This is a genomic window from Brucella pseudogrignonensis, from assembly GCF_031454375.1.
Classification (GTDB): Bacteria; Pseudomonadota; Alphaproteobacteria; order Rhizobiales; family Rhizobiaceae; genus Brucella; species Brucella pseudogrignonensis_A.
The window spans coordinates 476,259-494,649 of record NZ_JAVDQT010000001.1; the positions used below are offsets into that span (position 1 = coordinate 476,259).

An 18,391-nucleotide genomic window follows, 5' to 3' on the forward strand; every position below is an offset into this window, starting at 1 on the left:
CTTCAGTTGGTGCGACTATTTGGTACCACTTAAACGCAAAGACTTTCTCTCTTGCGGAGTTCATATCCTCGAGTTGAAATCCTTCCCCGGGAATTCCGGTTTTTGTGTTTACGACAATGCTCGTAAGAGGAGGAAGATTATTGTGTTCGCACCAGTGGAGGAGCAAACCTAACTGGCGATCTAAGACACCCGCACCTCTGTAGCCGATCAAGTTAGCCACTATTTTATATGTCAGTATTTGTCTATTATGCGCTGCTACAACAAGTATCGTATAAATTTGTATGGAACGTCTTGTAAGGTTCGGAAGATCTTCGTATTTGTATATGGTCATTATTCCCCACCCGTTTATATATTTGTAGACTGCCGTTATTTGAATGAAAATGGGCGGCAGGTATGAATACCTATCGCCCAATAATTTTACTCGTCTTCTTCTTCACCATCAAATTCGATCAGCGCAACTTCGCCGGTGAGGGCAGTGTGCCATGCACTTTTGTGCGGCTCTTCTTCAGGCTCTTCAGTGATAGTGCCCATCTCAACCAATTCAGCTTCATTATAGCCTTCTTCAGCAAGGATCGCGAGAACGGTCTGAACTAGATCTTCGTCTTCGTTCGACTTGAGAAGAATATGAACTTCGATAGATTCTTCTTCGCCTTCATTCCAGACATCAGCGATGACCAGATGTACCAGCGGCGAATCATTTTCTGTGGATGGGGTGGTGGATGACATTAAGAATCCCTTAAAATGGCGTTGCTTTTCGACTCAGATGTGCTTCAATAAACTCTGTTGATGTCAGATGCTATGCTGACACAAGAAAATGACAGTTTTGTCTCCCAAATATTTGAGATATGCCGATTGAATTGGCCCAACTGACTGTCAACGGTGCTCCAAAACCCCGTTTGCGGCCCGTCCAAAAGAAACTTACCCCGTTGCCCTTGACGAAACGCCTGTTAACGCGTATCAGCAGCCTATCTGAGCCGATGTGAGGCTGGTCTTTTCGGAGCGACACGCTCTGGAGTTCGCCTCAAACAGGGTTCGTTTTACGATCGAAATGCAACTTGCCGTTCGCATGAAGCTTATGCTTCCTCTGCTTTTGTTCGGGTTGGCCGCTGATGGAGTGGCTCATCCCGAATTTGTGCATGTTCACTCCGGTGGAACGGCCCTTATTGGGCTCTGTTACGAGATTTTTTATAGAGGAAGGTTCAATGCCTACCGTAAACCAGTTGATCCGCAAGCCGCGCATTGCGCCGGTAAAGCGTAATAAGGTTCCTGCTCTGCAGGCAAACCCACAGAAGCGCGGCGTTTGCACCCGCGTTTATACGACAACCCCTAAGAAGCCTAACTCGGCTCTTCGTAAGGTTGCCAAGGTTCGTCTCACCAATGGCTTTGAAGTCATCGGTTATATCCCTGGTGAAGGTCACAACCTTCAGGAGCACTCCGTGGTTATGATCCGCGGCGGCCGCGTCAAGGATTTGCCAGGTGTGCGTTACCACATCATCCGTGGTGTACTCGATACACAGGGTGTTAAGAACCGTAAGCAGCGTCGTTCGAAGTACGGTGCGAAGCGTCCTAAGTAAGAATTTTCCGGGGATACCGGCCGCCATAATGGCGAGTTGAGCCCGATGTAATTGAAAGTTGAGACGAAATGTCCAGACGCCATAAAGCTGAAAAGCGTGAGATTAATCCGGATCCAAAGTTCGGTGATCTCGTAATCACCAAGTTCATGAATGCAGTTATGCTTCATGGCAAGAAGTCGGTTGCAGAAAGCATCGTTTACGGTGCGTTGTCGGCAATCGAAGCCAAGGCAAAGTCAGAGCCGGTCGCGCTGTTCCATCAGGCGCTCGACAATGTTGCTCCGCACGTTGAAGTCCGTTCGCGCCGCGTTGGTGGTGCAACCTATCAGGTTCCGGTCGATGTGCGTTCAGAACGCCGCCAGGCACTTGCCATTCGTTGGTTGATCAACGCCGCTCGCGGTCGTAATGAAACCACAATGATTGATCGCCTTTCCGGTGAATTGCTTGATGCTGCAAACAACCGTGGTTCTGCTGTGAAGAAGCGTGAAGACACGCACCGCATGGCTGAAGCCAACCGCGCATTCTCGCATTACCGCTGGTAATCGTCGAACCCTATTCAAAGAGCAAAAACATGGCCCGCGAATATAAAATCGAAGACTACCGCAATTTCGGTATTATGGCTCACATCGACGCCGGTAAGACGACGATGACCGAGCGTATTCTGTTCTACACCGGTAAGAACCACAAGATTGGTGAAACCCATGATGGCGCGTCCACCATGGACTGGATGGAGCAGGAACAGGAACGCGGTATCACCATCACGTCCGCTGCTACGACCACGTTCTGGCAGGGTCAGGATGGCAAGAAGCGTCGCTTCAACATCATCGACACCCCGGGCCACGTTGACTTCACGATCGAAGTTGAGCGTTCGCTCCGCGTTCTCGATGGCGCAATCGCTCTTCTCGATGCGAATGCTGGTGTTGAGCCGCAGACTGAAACCGTTTGGCGTCAGGCTGAGAAGTACCACGTTCCACGTATGGTCTTCGTCAACAAGATGGACAAGATCGGTGCTGACTTCTACCGTTGCGTAGAAATGGTTGGCTCGCGTCTTGGTGCAATCGCTCTTCCAGTTCAGCTGCCAATCGGCGCTGAAAACGAGTTCGAGGGCGTTATCGACCTGATCGAAATGAAGGCCCTGACCTGGGACGGCACAATCGGCGCAGCTGCGACCGTTGGTGAAATTCCTGCAGACCTTAAGGATAAGGCTGAAGAGTACCGCGAAAAGCTCATCGAGCTGGCAGTGGAAATCGACGAAGCTGCAATGGAAGCTTATCTTGAAGGCAACATGCCTTCGAATGAACAGCTTCGCGCATTGATCCGTAAGGGTACGATTGCTGTTAAGTTCCATCCAATCCTTTGCGGTACAGCATTCAAGAACCGTGGCGTTCAGCCGCTTCTCGACGCTGTTGTGGAATTCCTCCCATCCCCAGTCGAAGTTCCTGCAATTAAGGGCATCGACGTTAAGACGGAAACCGAAACCACCCGTGAATCTTCGGATGAAGCACCGCTTTCGATGCTCGCATTCAAGATCATGAACGATCCGTTCGTTGGTTCGCTTACATTCGCTCGTATTTACTCGGGCAAGCTGACCAAGGGCATTTCGCTCGAAAACACCGTTAAGGGCAAGCGTGAGCGTATCGGCCGTATGTTGCAGATGCACTCCAACAGCCGTGAAGACATCGAAGAAGCTTTCGCAGGCGACATCGTTGCTCTGGCTGGCCTCAAGGAAACCACAACAGGTGATACGCTTTGCGATCCACTGAAGCCGGTTATTCTTGAACGCATGGAATTCCCAGATCCGGTTATCGAAATCGCGATTGAACCAAAGACCAAGGCTGACCAGGAAAAGATGGGCCTCGCGCTCAACCGTCTGGCTGCTGAAGATCCTTCGTTCCGCGTTAAGTCTGATGAAGAATCCGGCCAGACAATTATCGCTGGTATGGGTGAACTTCATCTCGACATTCTCGTCGACCGTATGAAGCGCGAATTCAAGGTTGAAGCAAACGTCGGCGCGCCGCAGGTTGCTTACCGTGAAACGATTACACGTGCCGCTGAAATCGATTACACCCACAAGAAGCAGTCGGGTGGTTCGGGTCAGTTTGCTCGCGTCAAGATCGTTTTCGAACCACATGAAGGCGATGATTTCATCTTCGAATCCAAGATCGTTGGTGGTGCTGTTCCTAAGGAATACATCCCAGGCGTTCAGAAGGGTATCGAAAGCGTCATGGGCGCGGGTCCACTTGCTGGCTTCCCAATGCTCGGCGTGAAAGCCACCCTGATCGACGGCGCATACCATGACGTTGACTCGTCTGTTCTCGCCTTCGAAATCGCTGCTCGCGCTGCATTCCGTGAAGGCGCGCAGAAGACCGGTGCTCAGCTCCTCGAGCCGATCATGAAGGTCGAAGTCGTAACTCCGGAAGATTACGTCGGTGACGTAATTGGCGATCTGAACTCGCGTCGTGGTCAGATTTCCGGTACGGAAGCTCGTGGCATTGCTACGGTCGTCAACGCAAACGTTCCACTCGCCAACATGTTTGGTTACGTGAACAACCTGCGTTCGATGTCTCAGGGCCGTGCGCAGTACACCATGCAGTTCGACCACTATGAGCCGGTTCCGACCGCGGTCGCACAGGAAATTCAGAAGAAGTTCGCGTAATTTCTGATTACGCCAAACAGTAAAAAGCCTGAGCAGGCTGTAATTTTAGGAGAGCTCAGATGGCAAAGAGCAAATTTGAACGTAATAAGCCACACGTAAACATCGGCACCATTGGTCACGTTGACCATGGCAAGACCTCGCTGACCGCAGCGATCACCAAGTTCTTTGGTGAATTCAAGGCATACGACCAGATCGATGCTGCGCCAGAAGAACGCGCTCGTGGTATCACCATTTCGACGGCACACGTTGAATATGAAACCCCTGCACGTCACTACGCACACGTCGACTGCCCAGGCCACGCTGACTATGTTAAGAACATGATCACCGGTGCTGCTCAGATGGACGGCGCGATCCTCGTTGTTTCGGCAGCTGACGGCCCAATGCCACAGACCCGTGAGCACATCCTGCTCGCTCGTCAGGTTGGCGTTCCTGCGATCGTTGTGTTCCTGAACAAGTGCGATCAGGTTGACGATGCTGAACTTCTCGAACTCGTAGAACTCGAAGTTCGTGAACTTCTCTCGAAGTACGACTTCCCAGGCGACGAAGTGCCAATCATCAAGGGTTCGGCTCTTGCAGCTCTCGAAGATTCCTCGAAGGAACTCGGCGAAGACGCAATTCGCAACCTGATGGACGCTGTTGACACCTACATCCCAACTCCAGAACGTCCAGTTGACCAGCCATTCCTGATGCCAATCGAAGACGTTTTCTCGATCTCGGGTCGTGGTACTGTTGTTACCGGTCGCGTTGAGCGCGGTATCATTAAGGTTGGTGAAGAAGTCGAAATCGTCGGCATCAAGGCAACTGGCAAGACGACTGTTACCGGCGTTGAAATGTTCCGCAAGCTGCTCGATCAGGGCCAGGCTGGCGACAACATCGGCGCACTGGTTCGCGGCGTTGGTCGTGAAGACGTTGAGCGTGGTCAGGTTCTCTGCAAGCCAGGTTCGGTTAAGCCACACACCAAGTTCAAGGCAGAAGCATACATTCTGACCAAGGACGAAGGTGGCCGTCATACACCATTCTTCACCAACTACCGTCCACAGTTCTACTTCCGTACAACTGACGTTACCGGTGTTGTTACCCTGCCAGAAGGCGTGGAAATGGTTATGCCAGGCGACAACGTAACCGTTGACGTAACGCTGATCGTACCGATTGCGATGGAAGACAAGCTTCGCTTCGCTATCCGTGAAGGTGGCCGTACCGTTGGTGCAGGCATCGTCGCTTCGATCATCGAGTAATTAGATTTGTACAGGAGCGTTTCTCCGGAAACGCTCCGCGTAACAAGGAACAGATCAAATGAACGGTCAAAACATCCGCATTCGCCTTAAGGCGTTTGATCATCGGATCCTTGACGCTTCGACGCGCGAAATCGTGTCGACTGCTAAGCGTACCGGTGCAAATGTACGCGGACCGATCCCACTTCCAACACGGATCGAAAAGTTCACAGTAAACCGGTCGCCGCACATCGATAAGAAGAGCCGCGAACAGTTCGAGATGCGCACGCACAAGCGTCTTCTCGATATCGTTGACCCAACCCCGCAGACTGTAGACGCGCTGATGAAGCTCGATCTGTCCGCCGGTGTTGATGTCGAGATCAAGCTTTAATCGGCTTGAGGACGGAAGGAACGAACCCGATGCGTTCAGGTGTTATTGCACAAAAGCTGGGCATGACCCGCGTCTATAACGACGCCGGCGAACATGTACCAGTAACAGTTCTCCGTATGGAAGACTGCCACGTGGTAGCTCAGCGTACAGTTGAAAAGAATGGTTACACGGCTGTTCAGCTTGGCGTTGGACTTGCCAAGGTAAAGAACACAACTAAAGCTCTGCGCGGTCACTTCGCGAAGGCTGAAGTTGAGCCTAAGGCGAAAGTTGCGGAATTCCGCGTTTCTCCTGACAATCTGCTCGAAGTCGGCGTGGAAATCACAGCCGAACATTTCGTCGCCGGCCAGAAGGTCGATGTGACGGGTACTTCGATCGGTAAGGGCTTTGCCGGTGTTATGAAGCGTCATAACTTTGCTGGTCATCGTGCTTCGCACGGTAACTCAGTTACCCACCGCGCTCACGGCTCGACCGGTCAGCGTCAGGACCCAGGTAAAGTATTTAAAGGCAAGAAGATGGCCGGTCACATGGGTCAGACCCGTGTAACCACGCAGAATATCGAAGTTGTTTCGACAGACCTCGATCGCGGCCTTATCCTTGTTCGCGGTGCGGTTCCTGGTTCAAAGGGTGCATGGATCTACGTTCGCGACGCCGTAAAGGTATCGCTGCCAGATAATGCTCCCAAGCCAGCTGGTCTGCGCCAAGCAGCACAGGCCAAGGTAGAAGCTGCTGTAGTTTCTGAAACTGCAGCGACTGAGGGAGCCGAATAATGGATCTCACAATTACAACACTTGAAGGCAAGGATGCCGGCCAGGTCAAGCTCAACGAAGAAATCTTCGGTCTCGACCCACGCGACGACATTCTCCAGCGCGTTGTGCGCTGGCAGCTGGCTCGCCGCCAGCAGGGCTCTCATGATGCCAAGGGCCGTAGCGACATCAGCCGCACCGGTTCGAAGATGTACAAGCAGAAGGGTACGGGTCGCGCTCGTCACCATTCGGCACGTGCACCGCAGTTCCGCGGCGGTGGTCAGGCACACGGACCAGTTGTTCGTAGCCACGATCACGATCTGCCAAAGAAGGTTCGCGCTCTCGGCTTGCGTCACGCTCTGTCGGCTAAGGCAAAGGCATCTGACCTGATCATCATCGATGATCTGGCAGCTTCCGAAGCCAAGACAAAGCAGCTTGTGTCGCAGTTCGCAAAGCTCGGTCTCGAAAATGCACTGCTCATTGGCGGCGCAGAAATCGACGTGAACTTCCAGCGCGCTGCTTCGAACATCCCGAACATCGATGTTCTGCCAGTACAGGGCATCAATGTTTACGACATTCTGCGTCGTGGCAAGCTCGTGCTTTCCAAGGCAGCTGTCGAAGCACTCGAGGAGCGTTTTAAATGACCGATCTTCGCCATTATGACGTGATCGTCAGCCCAGTCATCACCGAAAAGTCGACCCTTGTTTCCGAACATAACCAGGTCGTCTTTAACGTAGCTCGCAAAGCGACGAAGCCGGAAATCAAGGCTGCAATCGAAGCGCTTTTCGGCGTCAAGGTTAAGGCTGTAAACACCACTGTGCGCAAAGGCAAAGTGAAGCGGTTCCGCGGCATTGTCGGGCGCCAGAGCGATGTCAAGAAAGCGATCGTAACTTTGGCTGAAGGCCAGAGCATCGACGTTTCGACAGGTCTCTGAGAGGCCACGGAGTAAAGACAATGGCACTCAAGCACTTTAATCCGATCACGCCAGGCCAGCGTCAGCTGGTCATCGTGGACCGTTCGGAACTCTACAAGGGCAAGCCAGTCAAGTCATTGACTGAAGGTCTGTCCAAGAAGGGTGGCCGTAACAACACAGGTCGTATCACTGTTCGCTTTCAGGGCGGCGGTCACAAGCGTTCCTACCGTTTTGTAGACTTCAAGCGTCGTAAGCACGACGTTGTCGCTACGGTAGAACGTCTGGAATACGATCCTAACCGTACAGCGTTTATCGCGCTGATCCGTTACGAAGACGGTGAACTGAGCTACATCCTGGCTCCACAGCGTCTGACAGCTGGCGACAAGGTTATCGCCGGTCAATCCGTTGACGTTAAGCCAGGCAACGCAATGCCGCTTTCGTCGATGCCAGTTGGTACCATTATCCACAACGTGGAAATGAAGCCAGGCAAGGGCGGTCAGATTGCTCGTTCGGCTGGTGCATATGCACAGCTCGTGGGTCGCGATCAGGGTATGGCTATCCTGCGTCTGAACTCGGGCGAACAGCGTCTGGTTTCGGGTGCATGCTTTGCAACGGTTGGTGCAGTATCCAATCCAGAGCACAGCAACATCAATGACGGTAAGGCCGGTCGTTCGGTTTGGCGCGGTAAGCGTCCACACGTTCGCGGCGTTGCTATGAACCCAGTTGACCACCCGCATGGTGGTGGTGAAGGCCGTACTTCTGGTGGTCGTCACCCGGTTACCCCTTGGGGTAAGCCTACGAAGGGCAAAAAGACCCGTTCGAACAAGGCAACCGACAAGTTCATCATGCGTTCGCGTCATCAGCGCAAGAAGTAAGAGAGGTAGTCTGAAGTGGCTCGTTCAGTTTGGAAAGGTCCGTTCGTCGATGGCTATCTTCTCACGAAAGCTGAGAAGGTACGCGAGGGCGGTCGTAATGAAGTTATCAAGATGTGGAGCCGTCGCTCCACGATCTTGCCGCAGTTCGTTGGCCTGACCTTCGGTGTTTATAACGGCAACAAGCATGTGCCGGTATCGATCTCCGAAGAAATGGTTGGACATAAGTTCGGTGAATTCGCGCCGACACGGACCTATTACGGTCACGGCGCGGACAAGAAGTCAAAGAGGAAGTAACAGATGGGCAAGGCCAAGGCTCCCCGCCAGCTTAAGGATAACGAGGCGAAAGCCGTCGCCCGTACGCTTCGCGTCAGCCCGCAGAAGCTTAACCTTGTCGCGGCACTTATCCGCGGCAAGAAAGTAAATGCGGCACTTGCTGATCTCACTTTCTCGCGCAAGCGGATCGCTGAAACAGTGAAAAAGACGCTCGAATCGGCTATCGCCAACGCAGAGAACAATCATGATCTCGACGTTGACGCGCTGATCGTTGCTGAAGCTTATGTCGGCAAATCTATTGTCATGAAGCGTTTCCACGTTCGTGGACGTGGTAAGGCAAGCCGCATCGAAAAGCCGTTTTCGCATCTCACCATTGTTGTCCGCGAAGTTGCGGAAAAAGGGGAGGCCGCATAATGGGCCAGAAGATTAATCCGATCGGTTTTCGCCTCGGCATCAACCGCACCTGGGATTCGCGTTGGTACGCGAATACCGGCGAATACGGTAAGCTGCTGCATGAAGACGTTAAGATCCGTGAGTATCTTAAGAACGAACTCAAGCAGGCTGCGATTGCTAAGATCGTAATCGAGCGCCCACACAAGAAGTGCCGCGTGACCATTCACGCTGCACGTCCGGGCATCATCATCGGCAAGAAGGGCGCGGACATCGAAAAGCTCCGCAAGAAGCTTTCCGAGATGACGAATTCCGATACGTCGCTCAACATTGTTGAAGTACGTAAGCCGGAAATCGACGCTACGCTGATCGCTCAGTCGATCGCACAGCAGCTCGAACGCCGTGTGGCATTCCGTCGCGCCATGAAGCGTTCCGTTCAGTCGGCAATGCGTCTCGGTGCCGAAGGAATTCGTATCAACTGCTCCGGTCGTTTGGGCGGCGCTGAAATCGCACGTATGGAATGGTACCGCGAAGGTCGCGTTCCTCTTCACACGCTGCGCGCCGATATCGACTACGGTACGGCTGAAGCGAAGACTGCTTACGGCATCTGCGGCGTAAAGGTCTGGGTATTCAAGGGCGAAATCCTTGAGCATGACCCAATGGCTTCTGAGCGTCGTGCGGTTGAGGGTGACAATCAGGGTTCCCATCAGAACCGCCGCCGCGAAAACGCTTAAAAAGCGGGCCGCCGGCGAGAAAATTGGAGTAAAGAACAATGATGCAGCCTAAGCGCACCAAGTTCCGTAAGCAGTTCAAGGGCCGTATTCACGGCAACTCGAAGGGCGGTACGGATCTTAATTTCGGTGCATTCGGTTTGAAGGCAGTAGAGCCTGACCGCGTCACAGCACGACAGATCGAAGCGGCCCGCCGCGCGATCACCCGTCACATGAAACGTGCCGGTCGTGTATGGATCCGAATCTTCCCGGATCTGCCAGTAACATCGAAGCCAACCGAAGTCCGTATGGGTAAAGGTAAGGGTTCCGTTGACTACTGGGCAGCACGTGTTGCACCAGGTCGTATAATGTTTGAGCTTGACGGCGTACCCGAAGATGTGGCACGCGAAGCCTTAAGACTCGGCGCTGCAAAGTTGTCGGTCAAGACGCGCTTCATTCAGCGCATCGCAGAGTAAGAGGGCAGTCATGAAAGCCGCAGACGTTCGGGCGAAAAGCCTCGATCAGATTAACGATGAGTTGGGTTCCCTGAAGAAAGAGCAGTTCAACCTGCGCTTTCAGAAGGCAACCGGCCAGCTCGAAAAAACCGCGCGCGTGAAGCAAGTTCGTCGCGACATTGCGCGTATCAAGACCATCGCCCGCCAGAAGGCGGCCGAAAGCAAGGCATAAGGAACAAGTATAATGCCTAAACGCGTTCTGCAGGGCGTTGTCGTCAGCGACAAGAATGATAAGACTGTTGTAGTTAAGGTTGAGCGCCGCTATTCGCATCCGCTCCTCCAGAAGACTATTCGTCAGTCTAAGAAATACAAAGCGCATGACGAAAACAACCAGTTCAAGATTGGTGATCAGGTTTCTATTGAAGAATCCAAGCCAATTTCGAAGGACAAATGCTGGGTCGTTCTTTCGAACGTAACAGCAGGCTAAATTACAAACACGCAGCTTAGGTAGGGCAGGAGCCCTTAACCAGCTGAAGGAAAAGAAGGCGGCCAGTCATGATTCAGATGCAAACAAACCTCGACGTGGCGGATAACTCCGGCGCACGTCGTGTCATGTGCATCAAGGTGCTGGGCGGTTCCAAGCGGCGTTATGCTTCCGTGGGCGACATCATTGTGGTGTCGATCAAGGAAGCTATTCCGCGCGGCCGCGTCAAAAAAGGCGACGTGATGAAGGCAGTGGTCGTACGGACCGCTAAGGACATCCGTCGCGCAGACGGCAGCGTTATTCGTTTCGATAACAACGCAGCTGTTCTCATCGATAACAAGAAAGAGCCTATCGGTACGCGTATCTTCGGACCGGTTCCACGCGAACTTCGCGCTAAGAACCACATGAAGATCATCTCGTTGGCTCCGGAAGTTCTGTAAGGAAGCAAGACGATGCAAAAGATTCGCAAAGGCGACAGCGTTGTCGTGCTGTCCGGTAAGGACAAAGGCCGTAAGGGCGAAGTTCTCCAGGTTATGCCTAAGGACGACAAAGCGCTTGTTCGCGGTATTAATACTGTAAAGCGTCACCAGCGCCAGACACAGACTCAGGAAGCCGGCATTATCACTAAAGAAGCGCCGATCCATTTGTCTAACCTGGCAATTGCTGATCCTAAAGACGGTAAGCCAACCCGCGTTGGTTTCCGCATTGAAGATGGCAAGAAGGTCCGCGTTGCAAAGCGTTCGGGAGCGGTTATCTGATGGCTGAAGTTAAGGAACTTCCACGCTTCAAGAAGATTTACAACGAAACAATTCGTAAATCTCTCCTTGAAGAATTCAAGTACGACAATGAGATGCAGATTCCACGCATCACCAAAGTTGTCCTGAACATGGGTGTAGGCGAAGCAACTGGCGACTCGAAGAAGCCATCTGTTGCTGCAGCAGATCTGGCCTTGATTGCCGGTCAAAAGCCTGTCATTACTCGCGCCCGTAATTCGATCGCAACTTTCAAGTTGCGTGAAGACATGCCAATCGGTACGAAGGTTACTCTTCGTTCAGACCGCATGTACGAATTCCTTGATCGCCTGATCACGATTGCGCTTCCGCGCGTTCGAGATTTCCGTGGTCTGAATCCGAAGAGCTTTGACGGTCGTGGCAACTTTGCCATGGGTGTTAAGGAACACATCGTGTTTCCAGAAATCAACTACGATAAAGTTGATCAGATCTGGGGCATGGACATCATCGTTTGCACGACCGCTAAGACGGATGATGAAGCCCGCGCTCTTCTGCGCGCCTTCAACTTCCCATTCCGGCAGTAACGGCAAGCGTAGCGAGGTATAATAATATGGCCAAGACTAGCGCAGTCGAAAACAATAAGCGCCGCGAAAAGTTGGTTAAGCGTCATGCTGACAAGCGTGCACGTCTGAAGGCGATCGTAATGGATCAGAGCCTTCCGTTGGATGAGCGTTTTCGCGCTACTATCCAGCTCGCCGAACTGCCGCGCAATTCCGCTAAGGTCCGTATTCGCAACCGTTGCGAAGTTTCGGGTCGCCCGCGTGGTTATTACCGTAAACTGAAGATGTCGCGTATTGCGCTTCGCCAGTTGGGTTCGCTTGGACAGATTCCAGGCATAGTTAAGTCGAGCTGGTAAGGAGTAGCATATGTCTGTGTCAGATCCTATCGGCGATATGCTGACCCGTATCCGCAACGCAGTAGGCCGCAAGAAGACCAAGGTTTCGACCCCGGCTTCTAAGCTCCGCGCTCGCGTTCTGGATGTTCTTCAGTCTGAAGGTTACATCCGCGGATACACGCAGAGTGAATTCGTGAACGGCAAAGCCGAGATCGAAATCGAACTGAAGTATTATGAAGGCGTTCCAGTCATTCGTGAACTGACCCGCGTTTCGAAGCCTGGCCGTCGCGTTTACGTGTCGGTTAAGTCGATCCCGCAGGTCGCGAATGGTCTTGGCATCTCGATCCTGTCCACTCCTAAGGGTGTGATGGCTGATCATGAAGCTCGTGAACAAAACGTTGGTGGTGAGCTGCTCTGCCGCATCTTCTGATGCGGCTGACAGTGAACAGATAGAAGACAGGTATAAAAATGTCTCGTATCGGTAAAAAACCCGTGCCGGTCCCGGCAGGCGTAACTGCCAGCGTTGAAGGTCAGACCGTCAAGGCTAAGGGCGCGAAGGGCGAATTGTCTTTCGTTGTGCACGAAGAAGTACTGGTTAAGCTCGAAGACGGCGCTGTAAGCGTCGATCCTCGTGATCAGTCTAAAGAAGCTCGCTCCAAGTGGGGCATGTCGCGTTCGATGATCGTAAACATCTTCGAAGGCGTCGAAAAGGGCTTTGAAAAGAAGCTTGAGATCAGCGGCGTTGGTTACCGCGCTGCTATGCAGGGCAAGAATGTTCAGCTTTCGCTCGGCTTCTCTCACGAAGTTATCTATGACGTGCCAGCTGGCATCACTGTTGCTGTTCCAAAGCCAACGGAAATCGTTGTCTCTGGTATCGACAAGCAGCAGGTCGGTCAGGTCGCGGCTGAGATTCGTGAATATCGCGGCCCCGAGCCTTACAAGGGCAAGGGCGTCAAGTATGCTGGCGAGAAGATCGTCCGCAAAGAAGGCAAGAAGAAGTAAGGGAAGCGCGTCATGGCATCGCCAAAAGAAACTTTGCAGCGTCGCGCTGCTCGTGTACGCCGTCAGGTCAAGGCTGTCGCAAACGGCCGTCCACGTCTCAGCGTACACCGCTCTTCCAAGAACATCTACGTTCAGGTTATCGACGACGTTCGCGGTGTTACCATCGCAGCTGCTTCGACCCTGGATGGCGACCTGAAGGGCAAGCTCAAGACTGGCGCCGACTCCGCAGCAGCAGCTGCAGTTGGCAAGCTGGTTGCAGAGCGTGCTAAGAAAGCAGGCGTCAGTGAAGTAGTGTTTGATCGTGGTGCATTCATTTACCACGGTCGCGTGAAGGCTCTCGCCGAAGCTGCCCGCGAAGGCGGTCTGAGCTTCTAATATTTTGTGCTTCCGGAAAAAAATAAAGGAATAGGATATGGCACAGAGAGAACGTAACCGCGAAGATCGCGGTCGTGAGGAGCGCGACAGCGAATTCGTTGACAAGCTCGTTCACATTAATCGCGTCGCCAAGGTTGTTAAGGGTGGCCGTCGTTTTGGTTTCGCTGCGCTCGTCGTAGTTGGCGACCAGAAGGGCCGCGTTGGCTTCGGTCATGGTAAGGCACGTGAAGTGCCTGAAGCGATCCGTAAGGCTACTGAAGCTGCTAAGCGCGACATGATTTTCGTTCCGCTTCGTTCGGGCCGTACTCTGCATCACGATGTGCAGGGCCGTCACGGCGCTGGTAAGGTCCTCCTCCGTGCAGCTCCTGCCGGTAAGGGTATCATTGCTGGTGGTCCAATGCGTGCAGTGTTCGAAACGCTTGGCGTTCAGGACGTTGTTGCTAAGTCGCTCGGCTCCTCGAACCCTTACAACATGGTTCGTGCAACCTTTGACGCTCTGAAGCATCAGATGCATCCAAAGGACATCGCTGCACAGCGCGGTATCAAGTACTCGACCCTTCAGGCTCGCCGCCATGATGTGGTCGGTTCGGAAGAATAGCCGATAGTTTGTGCCAGTCCGGTGCGCGAGCACCGGATACGCCATAGACAAGGGATTTGAGTGATGGCTGAGAAGAAGGGTAAGACGGTTACGGTCGAACAGATCGGAAGCCCTATCCGTCGTCCAGCCGAACAGCGTGCAACGCTGATCGGTCTGGGACTTAACAAAATGCACCGCCGCCGCACACTGGAGGATACTCCTTCAGTTCGTGGTATGATCGCCAAGGTTCAGCATCTCGTCCGCGTTGTGGACGAGGTCTGATAACGCAGGGGATAGAGACATGAAACTCAACGATCTGCGTGACAAGCCAGGTTCAGTAAAAGCGCGTAAGCGCGTCGGCCGTGGTATCGGCTCCGGCACCGGCAAGACCGCTGGCCGCGGCGTCAAGGGACAGAAGTCCCGTTCTGGCGTAGCGATCAACGGCTTTGAAGGCGGCCAGATGCCAATCTACCGTCGTCTGCCAAAGCGCGGCTTCACCAACATCTTTGCAAAGAGCTTTAACGTTGTATCGCTCGGCCGTGTTCAGGCTGCGATTGATGCAGGCAAGCTGGATGCAAAGGCTGTTGTGAACATTGAAGCCCTCAAGGCTGCTGGCGTGATTCGCCGTGCGCTTGATGGTGTTCGCGTTCTTGCTGACGGTGAACTGACTGCTAAGGTAGCTTTTGATGTTGCTGGTGCTTCCAAGGCCGCGATCGAAAAGATCGAAAAGGCTGGCGGTAGCGTAAAGCTTCCTGAAGCAGCTGCTGAATAAAGCATCGACATAAAAATAAAAGCGGCGGCCTTAGTGCCGCCGCTTGCACATTTATGCCAATGCGCATATCTGGGTAGAGTCTTTTGTCCGAGGGCATGCGGATTTTTAATGCGTGTCGTTGGAGTAGGGGGCCCGATACTTTTCACCGGAGTAATTTAATGGCATCGGCTGCTGAACAGCTAGTTTCCAATCTTAATTTTTCTGCTTTCTCGAAAGCTGAGGAACTTAAGAAGCGTATCTGGTTCACACTGGGCGCTTTGCTCGTGTACCGTTTTGGTACCTACATCCCTCTACCCGGCATCAATCCTGATGCGCTTGCGCAGGCTTTCCAGCAGCATAGCCAGGGTGTGCTTGGACTCTTCAACATGTTTGCCGGTGGTGCTGTTGGTCGTATGGCCATTTTTGCGCTCGGCATTATGCCTTACATTTCTGCCTCCATTATCGTGCAGCTTATGACGTCGGTTGTTCCAACGCTTGAAGCGCTGAAAAAGGAAGGCGAATCGGGCCGTAAGATCATCAACCAGTACACACGTTATGGTACTGTGCTTTTGGCGATCGTTCAGGCCTATGCAATTTCCGTTGGTTTGCAGGCGGGTAACGGTATCGTTACGAACCCTGGACCAATGTTCCTTGTTTCGTCAGTCATCACGCTTGTTGGCGGTACGATGTTCCTGATGTGGCTTGGTGAACAGATCACTGCGCGCGGTATCGGTAACGGTATTTCGCTGATCATCTTCGCAGGTATCGTTGCAAACCTTCCGCACGCTATTTCCGGCACACTGGAACTGGGCCGCACAGGCGCTCTGTCGACTGGTCTGATCCTTGGTGTTATCGTTCTTGCAGTCGCGCTGATTGCGATCATTGTGTTTGTTGAACGCGCTCAGCGTCGTCTTCTCATCCAGTATCCGAAGCGTCAGGTTGGCAACCGCATGTTCCAGGGCGACACTTCGCACCTGCCGCTTAAGCTGAACACTGCTGGTGTTATTCCTCCGATCTTCGCTTCGTCGCTTCTGCTTTTGCCTGCGACTGTTGCTGGTTTTGCGAATACGGCTGAAATGCCTGCTTGGGGTACGACTATTCTCAACGCCCTAGGTCATGGTCAGCCGCTTTATATGCTGTTCTATGCTGCGTTGATGGCATTCTTCTGCTTCTTCTATACGGCGATTGTGTTCAATCCCAAGGACACTGCTGACCAGCTTAAGAAGCACTCCGGCTTTATTCCGGGCATCCGTCCGGGCGAGCGTACAGCCGAGTACATAGACTATGTGTTGACCCGCATTACGGTTGTCGGCGCTATCTACATCGTGCTTGTCTGCCTTCTGCCGGAATTTCTGATTTCTGCGACCGGTGTACCTTTCTATCTTGGCGGTACGTCGCTGCTGATCGTGGTCAGCGTTACGCTCGATACGGTTGCGCAAATTCAGGGACACCTTGTCGCCCATCAGTATGAAGGGTTGATCAAGAAGTCCAAACTCAGAGGTGGGAAACGCAGTAAATGAGACTAATACTTCTTGGGCCGCCCGGAGCAGGTAAGGGGACGCAGGCTGGACTTCTTACCAAGAAGCATGGAATACCTCAGCTTTCGACTGGCGACATGCTGCGTGCAGCAGTCGCTCAGCAAAGCGAAATCGGTAAGCGCGCCAAGGCCGTCATGGATGCTGGTCAGCTCGTTTCTGATGAGATCGTAAACCAGATCGTTTCGGAGCGCATTGATGCTCCGGATTGTGCAAGTGGTTTCATTCTTGATGGATACCCACGTACGGTTCCACAAGCGCAAGCGCTTGGTGAAATGCTTCGTGGTAAAGGCTTGAAGCTTGATGCGGTCATCGAGCTGAAGGTTGATGAGAACGCACTGGTCAACCGGATGGAGAGCCGTGTGGCCGAGACGATTGCTAAAGGTGGTCAGGTTCGTTCTGACGATAATCCTGAAGCTTTCCGTAAGCGTCTGGTTGAATATCGTGAAAAGACATCGCCGCTCTCGGACTATTATGCTGGAACTGGTGAACTGCGCGTTTTGAACGGTATGGCACCTGTCGAAGACGTTACTGCTGAAATCGAGAGAATTCTCGTTCCTGCGTGAGCGGGTAAGCATTAGGTTCAAATGAGCCTTCAAGAATTACGGGCAGAGAAGCATTTTGTGTTTTTCTGCCCGTTTGTCGCTTCCAAAAGTTGCTTTTAATGTCTGCAAGGTTGCTACGGTGACTTTACGGACAGTTAAGAGTTGACTTTTTCGGGCGATTCCGTCAAAGACTGCGCCACTTCAATTTGTTTTGAATGGTCGGTTCTGGCGGAAATAGTAAGAGGCCGGGACCGGTCAAACAATGCTGTCTGGTTGATCGCATCTGCCAGATGGATTTTTATATAACCAAGGAGAACAGACGTGGCACGTATAGCTGGCGTCAACATCCCAACGAACAAGCGCGTTATCATTGCGCTTCAGTACATTCATGGGATTGGACCAAAATTTGCTCGTCAGATCGTAACGAAAGTTGGGATTGCTGACGACCGTCGTGTAAATCAGCTTTCGGATGCTGAAGTCCTTCAGATCCGTGAAGCAATCGATGCTGATTACCGCGTTGAAGGTGATCTGCGTCGTGAAGTTTCCATGAACATCAAGCGTTTGATGGATCTTGGCTGCTACCGCGGTCTGCGTCATCGTCGTTCGCTGCCAGTTCGTGGTCAGCGTACGCATACCAATGCACGTACCCGTAAGGGTCCTGCAAAGGCTATCGCAGGTAAGAAGAAGTAATTTTCGGCAGAACCATTCGTTCTGCCGGGCTTACCCTTGATTGGGTGGGTTCGGTGCTGGTCCTTATCAAAGGGCTGGTGGAGCCGCTGGAATTACGGCGGTGTCGAGATCGAGTTTTGAAAGGACTATCATGGCTAAGGAAGCCCAGCGTATTCGCCGTCGCGAGCGCAAAAACATCTCGTCGGGCGTTGCCCACGTAAATTCGACGTTCAACAACACCATGATCACCATCACGGATGCACAGGGCAATGCGATTGCCTGGTCGTCTGCAGGTGCTCAGGGTTTCAAGGGTTCGCGTAAGTCGACCCCGTTTGCCGCACAGATCGCTGCTGAAGATTGCGCCAAGAAGGCTCAGGAACATGGCATGCGCTCCCTCGAAGTCGAGGTTTGCGGACCGGGTTCTGGCCGTGAATCCGCGCTGCGCGCCCTTCAGGCTGCTGGCTTTGTGATCACGTCGATCCGCGATGTTACGCCGATCCCGCACAACGGTTGCCGTCCGCGCAAGAAGCGCCGGGTCTAATTTCTTTTATATGCTGCATGAACCCCGAGGGTGACTTCGGGGTTCCTCTGCGGTTCTTCACAGGATCGCTACGATTGGATAGTAGCGACAGTTGATAG

30 protein-coding genes are annotated in these 18,391 nt (G+C 52.9%); 29 read left to right on the forward strand and 1 reads right to left on the reverse strand.

The window, feature by feature from the left end:
• Positions 1-417: 417 nt before the first annotated feature.
• On the reverse strand, positions 418-726 hold the full coding sequence (locus tag J2782_RS02260) for a hypothetical protein (RefSeq protein ID WP_250044731.1): 309 nt from the start codon (positions 724-726) through the stop codon (positions 418-420).
• Positions 727-1,202: 476 nt separating this feature from the next.
• Here J2782_RS02260 and rpsL point away from each other — a divergent pair, with 476 nt between their 5' ends.
• From rpsL to rpsK, 29 genes are all read left to right on the forward strand, one after another.
• A complete protein-coding gene (rpsL, locus tag J2782_RS02265; protein ID WP_006471111.1) occupies positions 1,203-1,574 on the forward strand; it encodes a 30S ribosomal protein S12 in 372 nt (123 codons plus the stop codon).
• 68 nt (positions 1,575-1,642) lie between these two features.
• Positions 1,643-2,113: a 30S ribosomal protein S7 gene (rpsG, locus tag J2782_RS02270; RefSeq protein ID WP_007875422.1), complete on the forward strand. Its 471-nt coding sequence runs from the start codon at positions 1,643-1,645 to the stop codon at positions 2,111-2,113.
• Between the two features lie 29 nt (positions 2,114-2,142).
• Positions 2,143-4,227 (forward strand): elongation factor G, encoded by a 2,085-nt coding sequence (gene fusA, locus J2782_RS02275; RefSeq protein WP_250044733.1) that lies wholly within the window; start codon positions 2,143-2,145, stop codon positions 4,225-4,227.
• Between the two features lie 59 nt (positions 4,228-4,286).
• On the forward strand, positions 4,287-5,462 hold the full coding sequence (gene tuf, locus J2782_RS02280) for an elongation factor Tu (protein WP_310009957.1): 1,176 nt from the start codon (positions 4,287-4,289) through the stop codon (positions 5,460-5,462).
• A 58-nt stretch (positions 5,463-5,520) separates the two neighbouring features.
• Positions 5,521-5,829: a 30S ribosomal protein S10 gene (rpsJ, locus tag J2782_RS02285; protein ID WP_002964363.1), complete on the forward strand. Its 309-nt coding sequence runs from the start codon at positions 5,521-5,523 to the stop codon at positions 5,827-5,829.
• Positions 5,830-5,858: 29 nt separating this feature from the next.
• Positions 5,859-6,596, forward strand: a complete 738-nt coding sequence (gene rplC, locus J2782_RS02290; protein ID WP_250040995.1) for a 50S ribosomal protein L3 — start codon at positions 5,859-5,861, stop codon at positions 6,594-6,596.
• Positions 6,596-7,216 carry a 50S ribosomal protein L4 gene (gene rplD / locus J2782_RS02295; protein ID WP_250040993.1) on the forward strand — a complete coding sequence of 207 codons (621 nt, stop codon included), beginning with the start codon at positions 6,596-6,598 and terminating at the stop codon, positions 7,214-7,216. The genes rplC and rplD overlap by 1 nt, the downstream gene beginning before the upstream one ends.
• The gene (locus J2782_RS02300; RefSeq protein ID WP_007875343.1) at positions 7,213-7,506 is read left to right on the forward strand and encodes a 50S ribosomal protein L23; all 294 of its coding nucleotides are present in this window, start codon (positions 7,213-7,215) and stop codon (positions 7,504-7,506) included. The genes rplD and J2782_RS02300 overlap by 4 nt, the downstream gene beginning before the upstream one ends.
• A 20-nt stretch (positions 7,507-7,526) precedes the next feature.
• Positions 7,527-8,360: a 50S ribosomal protein L2 gene (gene rplB / locus J2782_RS02305; RefSeq protein WP_250040991.1), complete on the forward strand. Its 834-nt coding sequence runs from the start codon at positions 7,527-7,529 to the stop codon at positions 8,358-8,360.
• 15 nt (positions 8,361-8,375) lie between these two features.
• Positions 8,376-8,654: a 30S ribosomal protein S19 gene (gene rpsS, locus J2782_RS02310; protein WP_010659917.1), complete on the forward strand. Its 279-nt coding sequence runs from the start codon at positions 8,376-8,378 to the stop codon at positions 8,652-8,654.
• A 3-nt stretch (positions 8,655-8,657) separates the two neighbouring features.
• Entirely contained in the window at positions 8,658-9,047 is a 390-nt protein-coding gene (rplV, locus tag J2782_RS02315; RefSeq protein ID WP_007875336.1) for a 50S ribosomal protein L22, read from the forward strand.
• Positions 9,047-9,757: a 30S ribosomal protein S3 gene (rpsC, locus tag J2782_RS02320; RefSeq protein ID WP_250040989.1), complete on the forward strand. Its 711-nt coding sequence runs from the start codon at positions 9,047-9,049 to the stop codon at positions 9,755-9,757. The genes rplV and rpsC overlap by 1 nt, the downstream gene beginning before the upstream one ends.
• Before the next feature lie 38 nt (positions 9,758-9,795).
• Positions 9,796-10,209, forward strand: coding sequence for a 50S ribosomal protein L16 (rplP, locus tag J2782_RS02325; RefSeq protein ID WP_024897015.1), 414 nt, complete (start codon positions 9,796-9,798; stop codon positions 10,207-10,209).
• Positions 10,210-10,219: 10 nt separating this feature from the next.
• A complete protein-coding gene (gene rpmC / locus J2782_RS02330; protein WP_187544594.1) occupies positions 10,220-10,420 on the forward strand; it encodes a 50S ribosomal protein L29 in 201 nt (66 codons plus the stop codon).
• 12 nt (positions 10,421-10,432) lie between these two features.
• A complete protein-coding gene (gene rpsQ, locus J2782_RS02335) occupies positions 10,433-10,675 on the forward strand; it encodes a 30S ribosomal protein S17 (RefSeq protein WP_250040987.1) in 243 nt (80 codons plus the stop codon).
• 68 nt (positions 10,676-10,743) lie between these two features.
• The gene (rplN, locus tag J2782_RS02340) at positions 10,744-11,112 is read left to right on the forward strand and encodes a 50S ribosomal protein L14 (protein WP_094504980.1); all 369 of its coding nucleotides are present in this window, start codon (positions 10,744-10,746) and stop codon (positions 11,110-11,112) included.
• A 12-nt stretch (positions 11,113-11,124) separates the two neighbouring features.
• A complete protein-coding gene (rplX, locus tag J2782_RS02345; protein WP_250040986.1) occupies positions 11,125-11,430 on the forward strand; it encodes a 50S ribosomal protein L24 in 306 nt (101 codons plus the stop codon).
• Positions 11,430-11,987 (forward strand): 50S ribosomal protein L5, encoded by a 558-nt coding sequence (rplE, locus tag J2782_RS02350; RefSeq protein ID WP_250040984.1) that lies wholly within the window; start codon positions 11,430-11,432, stop codon positions 11,985-11,987. Before rplX ends, rplE begins: the two co-directional genes overlap by 1 nt.
• A gap of 26 nt (positions 11,988-12,013) precedes the next feature.
• Positions 12,014-12,319, forward strand: a complete 306-nt coding sequence (gene rpsN, locus J2782_RS02355) for a 30S ribosomal protein S14 (protein ID WP_024897020.1) — start codon at positions 12,014-12,016, stop codon at positions 12,317-12,319.
• Between the two features lie 10 nt (positions 12,320-12,329).
• A complete protein-coding gene (gene rpsH, locus J2782_RS02360; RefSeq protein ID WP_007875325.1) occupies positions 12,330-12,728 on the forward strand; it encodes a 30S ribosomal protein S8 in 399 nt (132 codons plus the stop codon).
• Between the two features lie 38 nt (positions 12,729-12,766).
• Positions 12,767-13,300, forward strand: a complete 534-nt coding sequence (gene rplF / locus J2782_RS02365; protein WP_250040982.1) for a 50S ribosomal protein L6 — start codon at positions 12,767-12,769, stop codon at positions 13,298-13,300.
• 12 nt (positions 13,301-13,312) lie between these two features.
• Complete coding sequence (gene rplR / locus J2782_RS02370; RefSeq protein ID WP_064320721.1) at positions 13,313-13,675, forward strand: 50S ribosomal protein L18; 363 nt, start codon at positions 13,313-13,315, stop codon at positions 13,673-13,675.
• Between the two features lie 37 nt (positions 13,676-13,712).
• Positions 13,713-14,273: a 30S ribosomal protein S5 gene (rpsE, locus tag J2782_RS02375; protein WP_024897023.1), complete on the forward strand. Its 561-nt coding sequence runs from the start codon at positions 13,713-13,715 to the stop codon at positions 14,271-14,273.
• A gap of 63 nt (positions 14,274-14,336) precedes the next feature.
• On the forward strand, positions 14,337-14,534 hold the full coding sequence (gene rpmD / locus J2782_RS02380; protein ID WP_094504974.1) for a 50S ribosomal protein L30: 198 nt from the start codon (positions 14,337-14,339) through the stop codon (positions 14,532-14,534).
• Between the two features lie 19 nt (positions 14,535-14,553).
• A complete protein-coding gene (rplO, locus tag J2782_RS02385; protein WP_250040981.1) occupies positions 14,554-15,024 on the forward strand; it encodes a 50S ribosomal protein L15 in 471 nt (156 codons plus the stop codon).
• Between the two features lie 158 nt (positions 15,025-15,182).
• A complete protein-coding gene (secY, locus tag J2782_RS02390) occupies positions 15,183-16,523 on the forward strand; it encodes a preprotein translocase subunit SecY (RefSeq protein ID WP_250040979.1) in 1,341 nt (446 codons plus the stop codon).
• A complete protein-coding gene (locus tag J2782_RS02395) occupies positions 16,520-17,104 on the forward strand; it encodes an adenylate kinase (RefSeq protein WP_310009961.1) in 585 nt (194 codons plus the stop codon). The genes secY and J2782_RS02395 overlap by 4 nt, the downstream gene beginning before the upstream one ends.
• Before the next feature lie 300 nt (positions 17,105-17,404).
• The gene (gene rpsM / locus J2782_RS02400; RefSeq protein ID WP_024897027.1) at positions 17,405-17,773 is read left to right on the forward strand and encodes a 30S ribosomal protein S13; all 369 of its coding nucleotides are present in this window, start codon (positions 17,405-17,407) and stop codon (positions 17,771-17,773) included.
• Between the two features lie 130 nt (positions 17,774-17,903).
• On the forward strand, positions 17,904-18,293 hold the full coding sequence (gene rpsK / locus J2782_RS02405; RefSeq protein WP_024897028.1) for a 30S ribosomal protein S11: 390 nt from the start codon (positions 17,904-17,906) through the stop codon (positions 18,291-18,293).
• Positions 18,294-18,391 lie beyond the last annotated feature (98 nt).

Coding starts and splice junctions, on each gene's coding strand:
- fusA (WP_250044733.1), top strand. CDS start 2,143: ATGGCCCGCGAATATAAAATCGAAGACTACCGCAATTTCGGTATTATG.
- rplB (WP_250040991.1), top strand. CDS start 7,527: ATGGCACTCAAGCACTTTAATCCGATCACGCCAGGCCAGCGTCAGCTG.
- rpmD (WP_094504974.1), top strand. CDS start 14,337: ATGGCTGAGAAGAAGGGTAAGACGGTTACGGTCGAACAGATCGGAAGC.
- rplN (WP_094504980.1), top strand. CDS start 10,744: ATGATTCAGATGCAAACAAACCTCGACGTGGCGGATAACTCCGGCGCA.
- rpsJ (WP_002964363.1), top strand. CDS start 5,521: ATGAACGGTCAAAACATCCGCATTCGCCTTAAGGCGTTTGATCATCGG.
- secY (WP_250040979.1), top strand. CDS start 15,183: ATGGCATCGGCTGCTGAACAGCTAGTTTCCAATCTTAATTTTTCTGCT.
- rpsL (WP_006471111.1), top strand. CDS start 1,203: ATGCCTACCGTAAACCAGTTGATCCGCAAGCCGCGCATTGCGCCGGTA.
- rplX (WP_250040986.1), top strand. CDS start 11,125: ATGCAAAAGATTCGCAAAGGCGACAGCGTTGTCGTGCTGTCCGGTAAG.
- rplC (WP_250040995.1), top strand. CDS start 5,859: ATGCGTTCAGGTGTTATTGCACAAAAGCTGGGCATGACCCGCGTCTAT.
- J2782_RS02260 (WP_250044731.1), bottom strand. CDS start 726: ATGTCATCCACCACCCCATCCACAGAAAATGATTCGCCGCTGGTACAT.
- rplO (WP_250040981.1), top strand. CDS start 14,554: ATGAAACTCAACGATCTGCGTGACAAGCCAGGTTCAGTAAAAGCGCGT.
- rplV (WP_007875336.1), top strand. CDS start 8,658: ATGGGCAAGGCCAAGGCTCCCCGCCAGCTTAAGGATAACGAGGCGAAA.
- rplE (WP_250040984.1), top strand. CDS start 11,430: ATGGCTGAAGTTAAGGAACTTCCACGCTTCAAGAAGATTTACAACGAA.
- rpsN (WP_024897020.1), top strand. CDS start 12,014: ATGGCCAAGACTAGCGCAGTCGAAAACAATAAGCGCCGCGAAAAGTTG.
- rplR (WP_064320721.1), top strand. CDS start 13,313: ATGGCATCGCCAAAAGAAACTTTGCAGCGTCGCGCTGCTCGTGTACGC.
- rpmC (WP_187544594.1), top strand. CDS start 10,220: ATGAAAGCCGCAGACGTTCGGGCGAAAAGCCTCGATCAGATTAACGAT.
- rpsG (WP_007875422.1), top strand. CDS start 1,643: ATGTCCAGACGCCATAAAGCTGAAAAGCGTGAGATTAATCCGGATCCA.
- J2782_RS02395 (WP_310009961.1), top strand. CDS start 16,520: ATGAGACTAATACTTCTTGGGCCGCCCGGAGCAGGTAAGGGGACGCAG.
- rplF (WP_250040982.1), top strand. CDS start 12,767: ATGTCTCGTATCGGTAAAAAACCCGTGCCGGTCCCGGCAGGCGTAACT.
- rpsK (WP_024897028.1), top strand. CDS start 17,904: ATGGCTAAGGAAGCCCAGCGTATTCGCCGTCGCGAGCGCAAAAACATC.
- rpsQ (WP_250040987.1), top strand. CDS start 10,433: ATGCCTAAACGCGTTCTGCAGGGCGTTGTCGTCAGCGACAAGAATGAT.
- rplD (WP_250040993.1), top strand. CDS start 6,596: ATGGATCTCACAATTACAACACTTGAAGGCAAGGATGCCGGCCAGGTC.
- rplP (WP_024897015.1), top strand. CDS start 9,796: ATGATGCAGCCTAAGCGCACCAAGTTCCGTAAGCAGTTCAAGGGCCGT.
- rpsC (WP_250040989.1), top strand. CDS start 9,047: ATGGGCCAGAAGATTAATCCGATCGGTTTTCGCCTCGGCATCAACCGC.
- tuf (WP_310009957.1), top strand. CDS start 4,287: ATGGCAAAGAGCAAATTTGAACGTAATAAGCCACACGTAAACATCGGC.
- J2782_RS02300 (WP_007875343.1), top strand. CDS start 7,213: ATGACCGATCTTCGCCATTATGACGTGATCGTCAGCCCAGTCATCACC.
- rpsH (WP_007875325.1), top strand. CDS start 12,330: ATGTCTGTGTCAGATCCTATCGGCGATATGCTGACCCGTATCCGCAAC.
- rpsE (WP_024897023.1), top strand. CDS start 13,713: ATGGCACAGAGAGAACGTAACCGCGAAGATCGCGGTCGTGAGGAGCGC.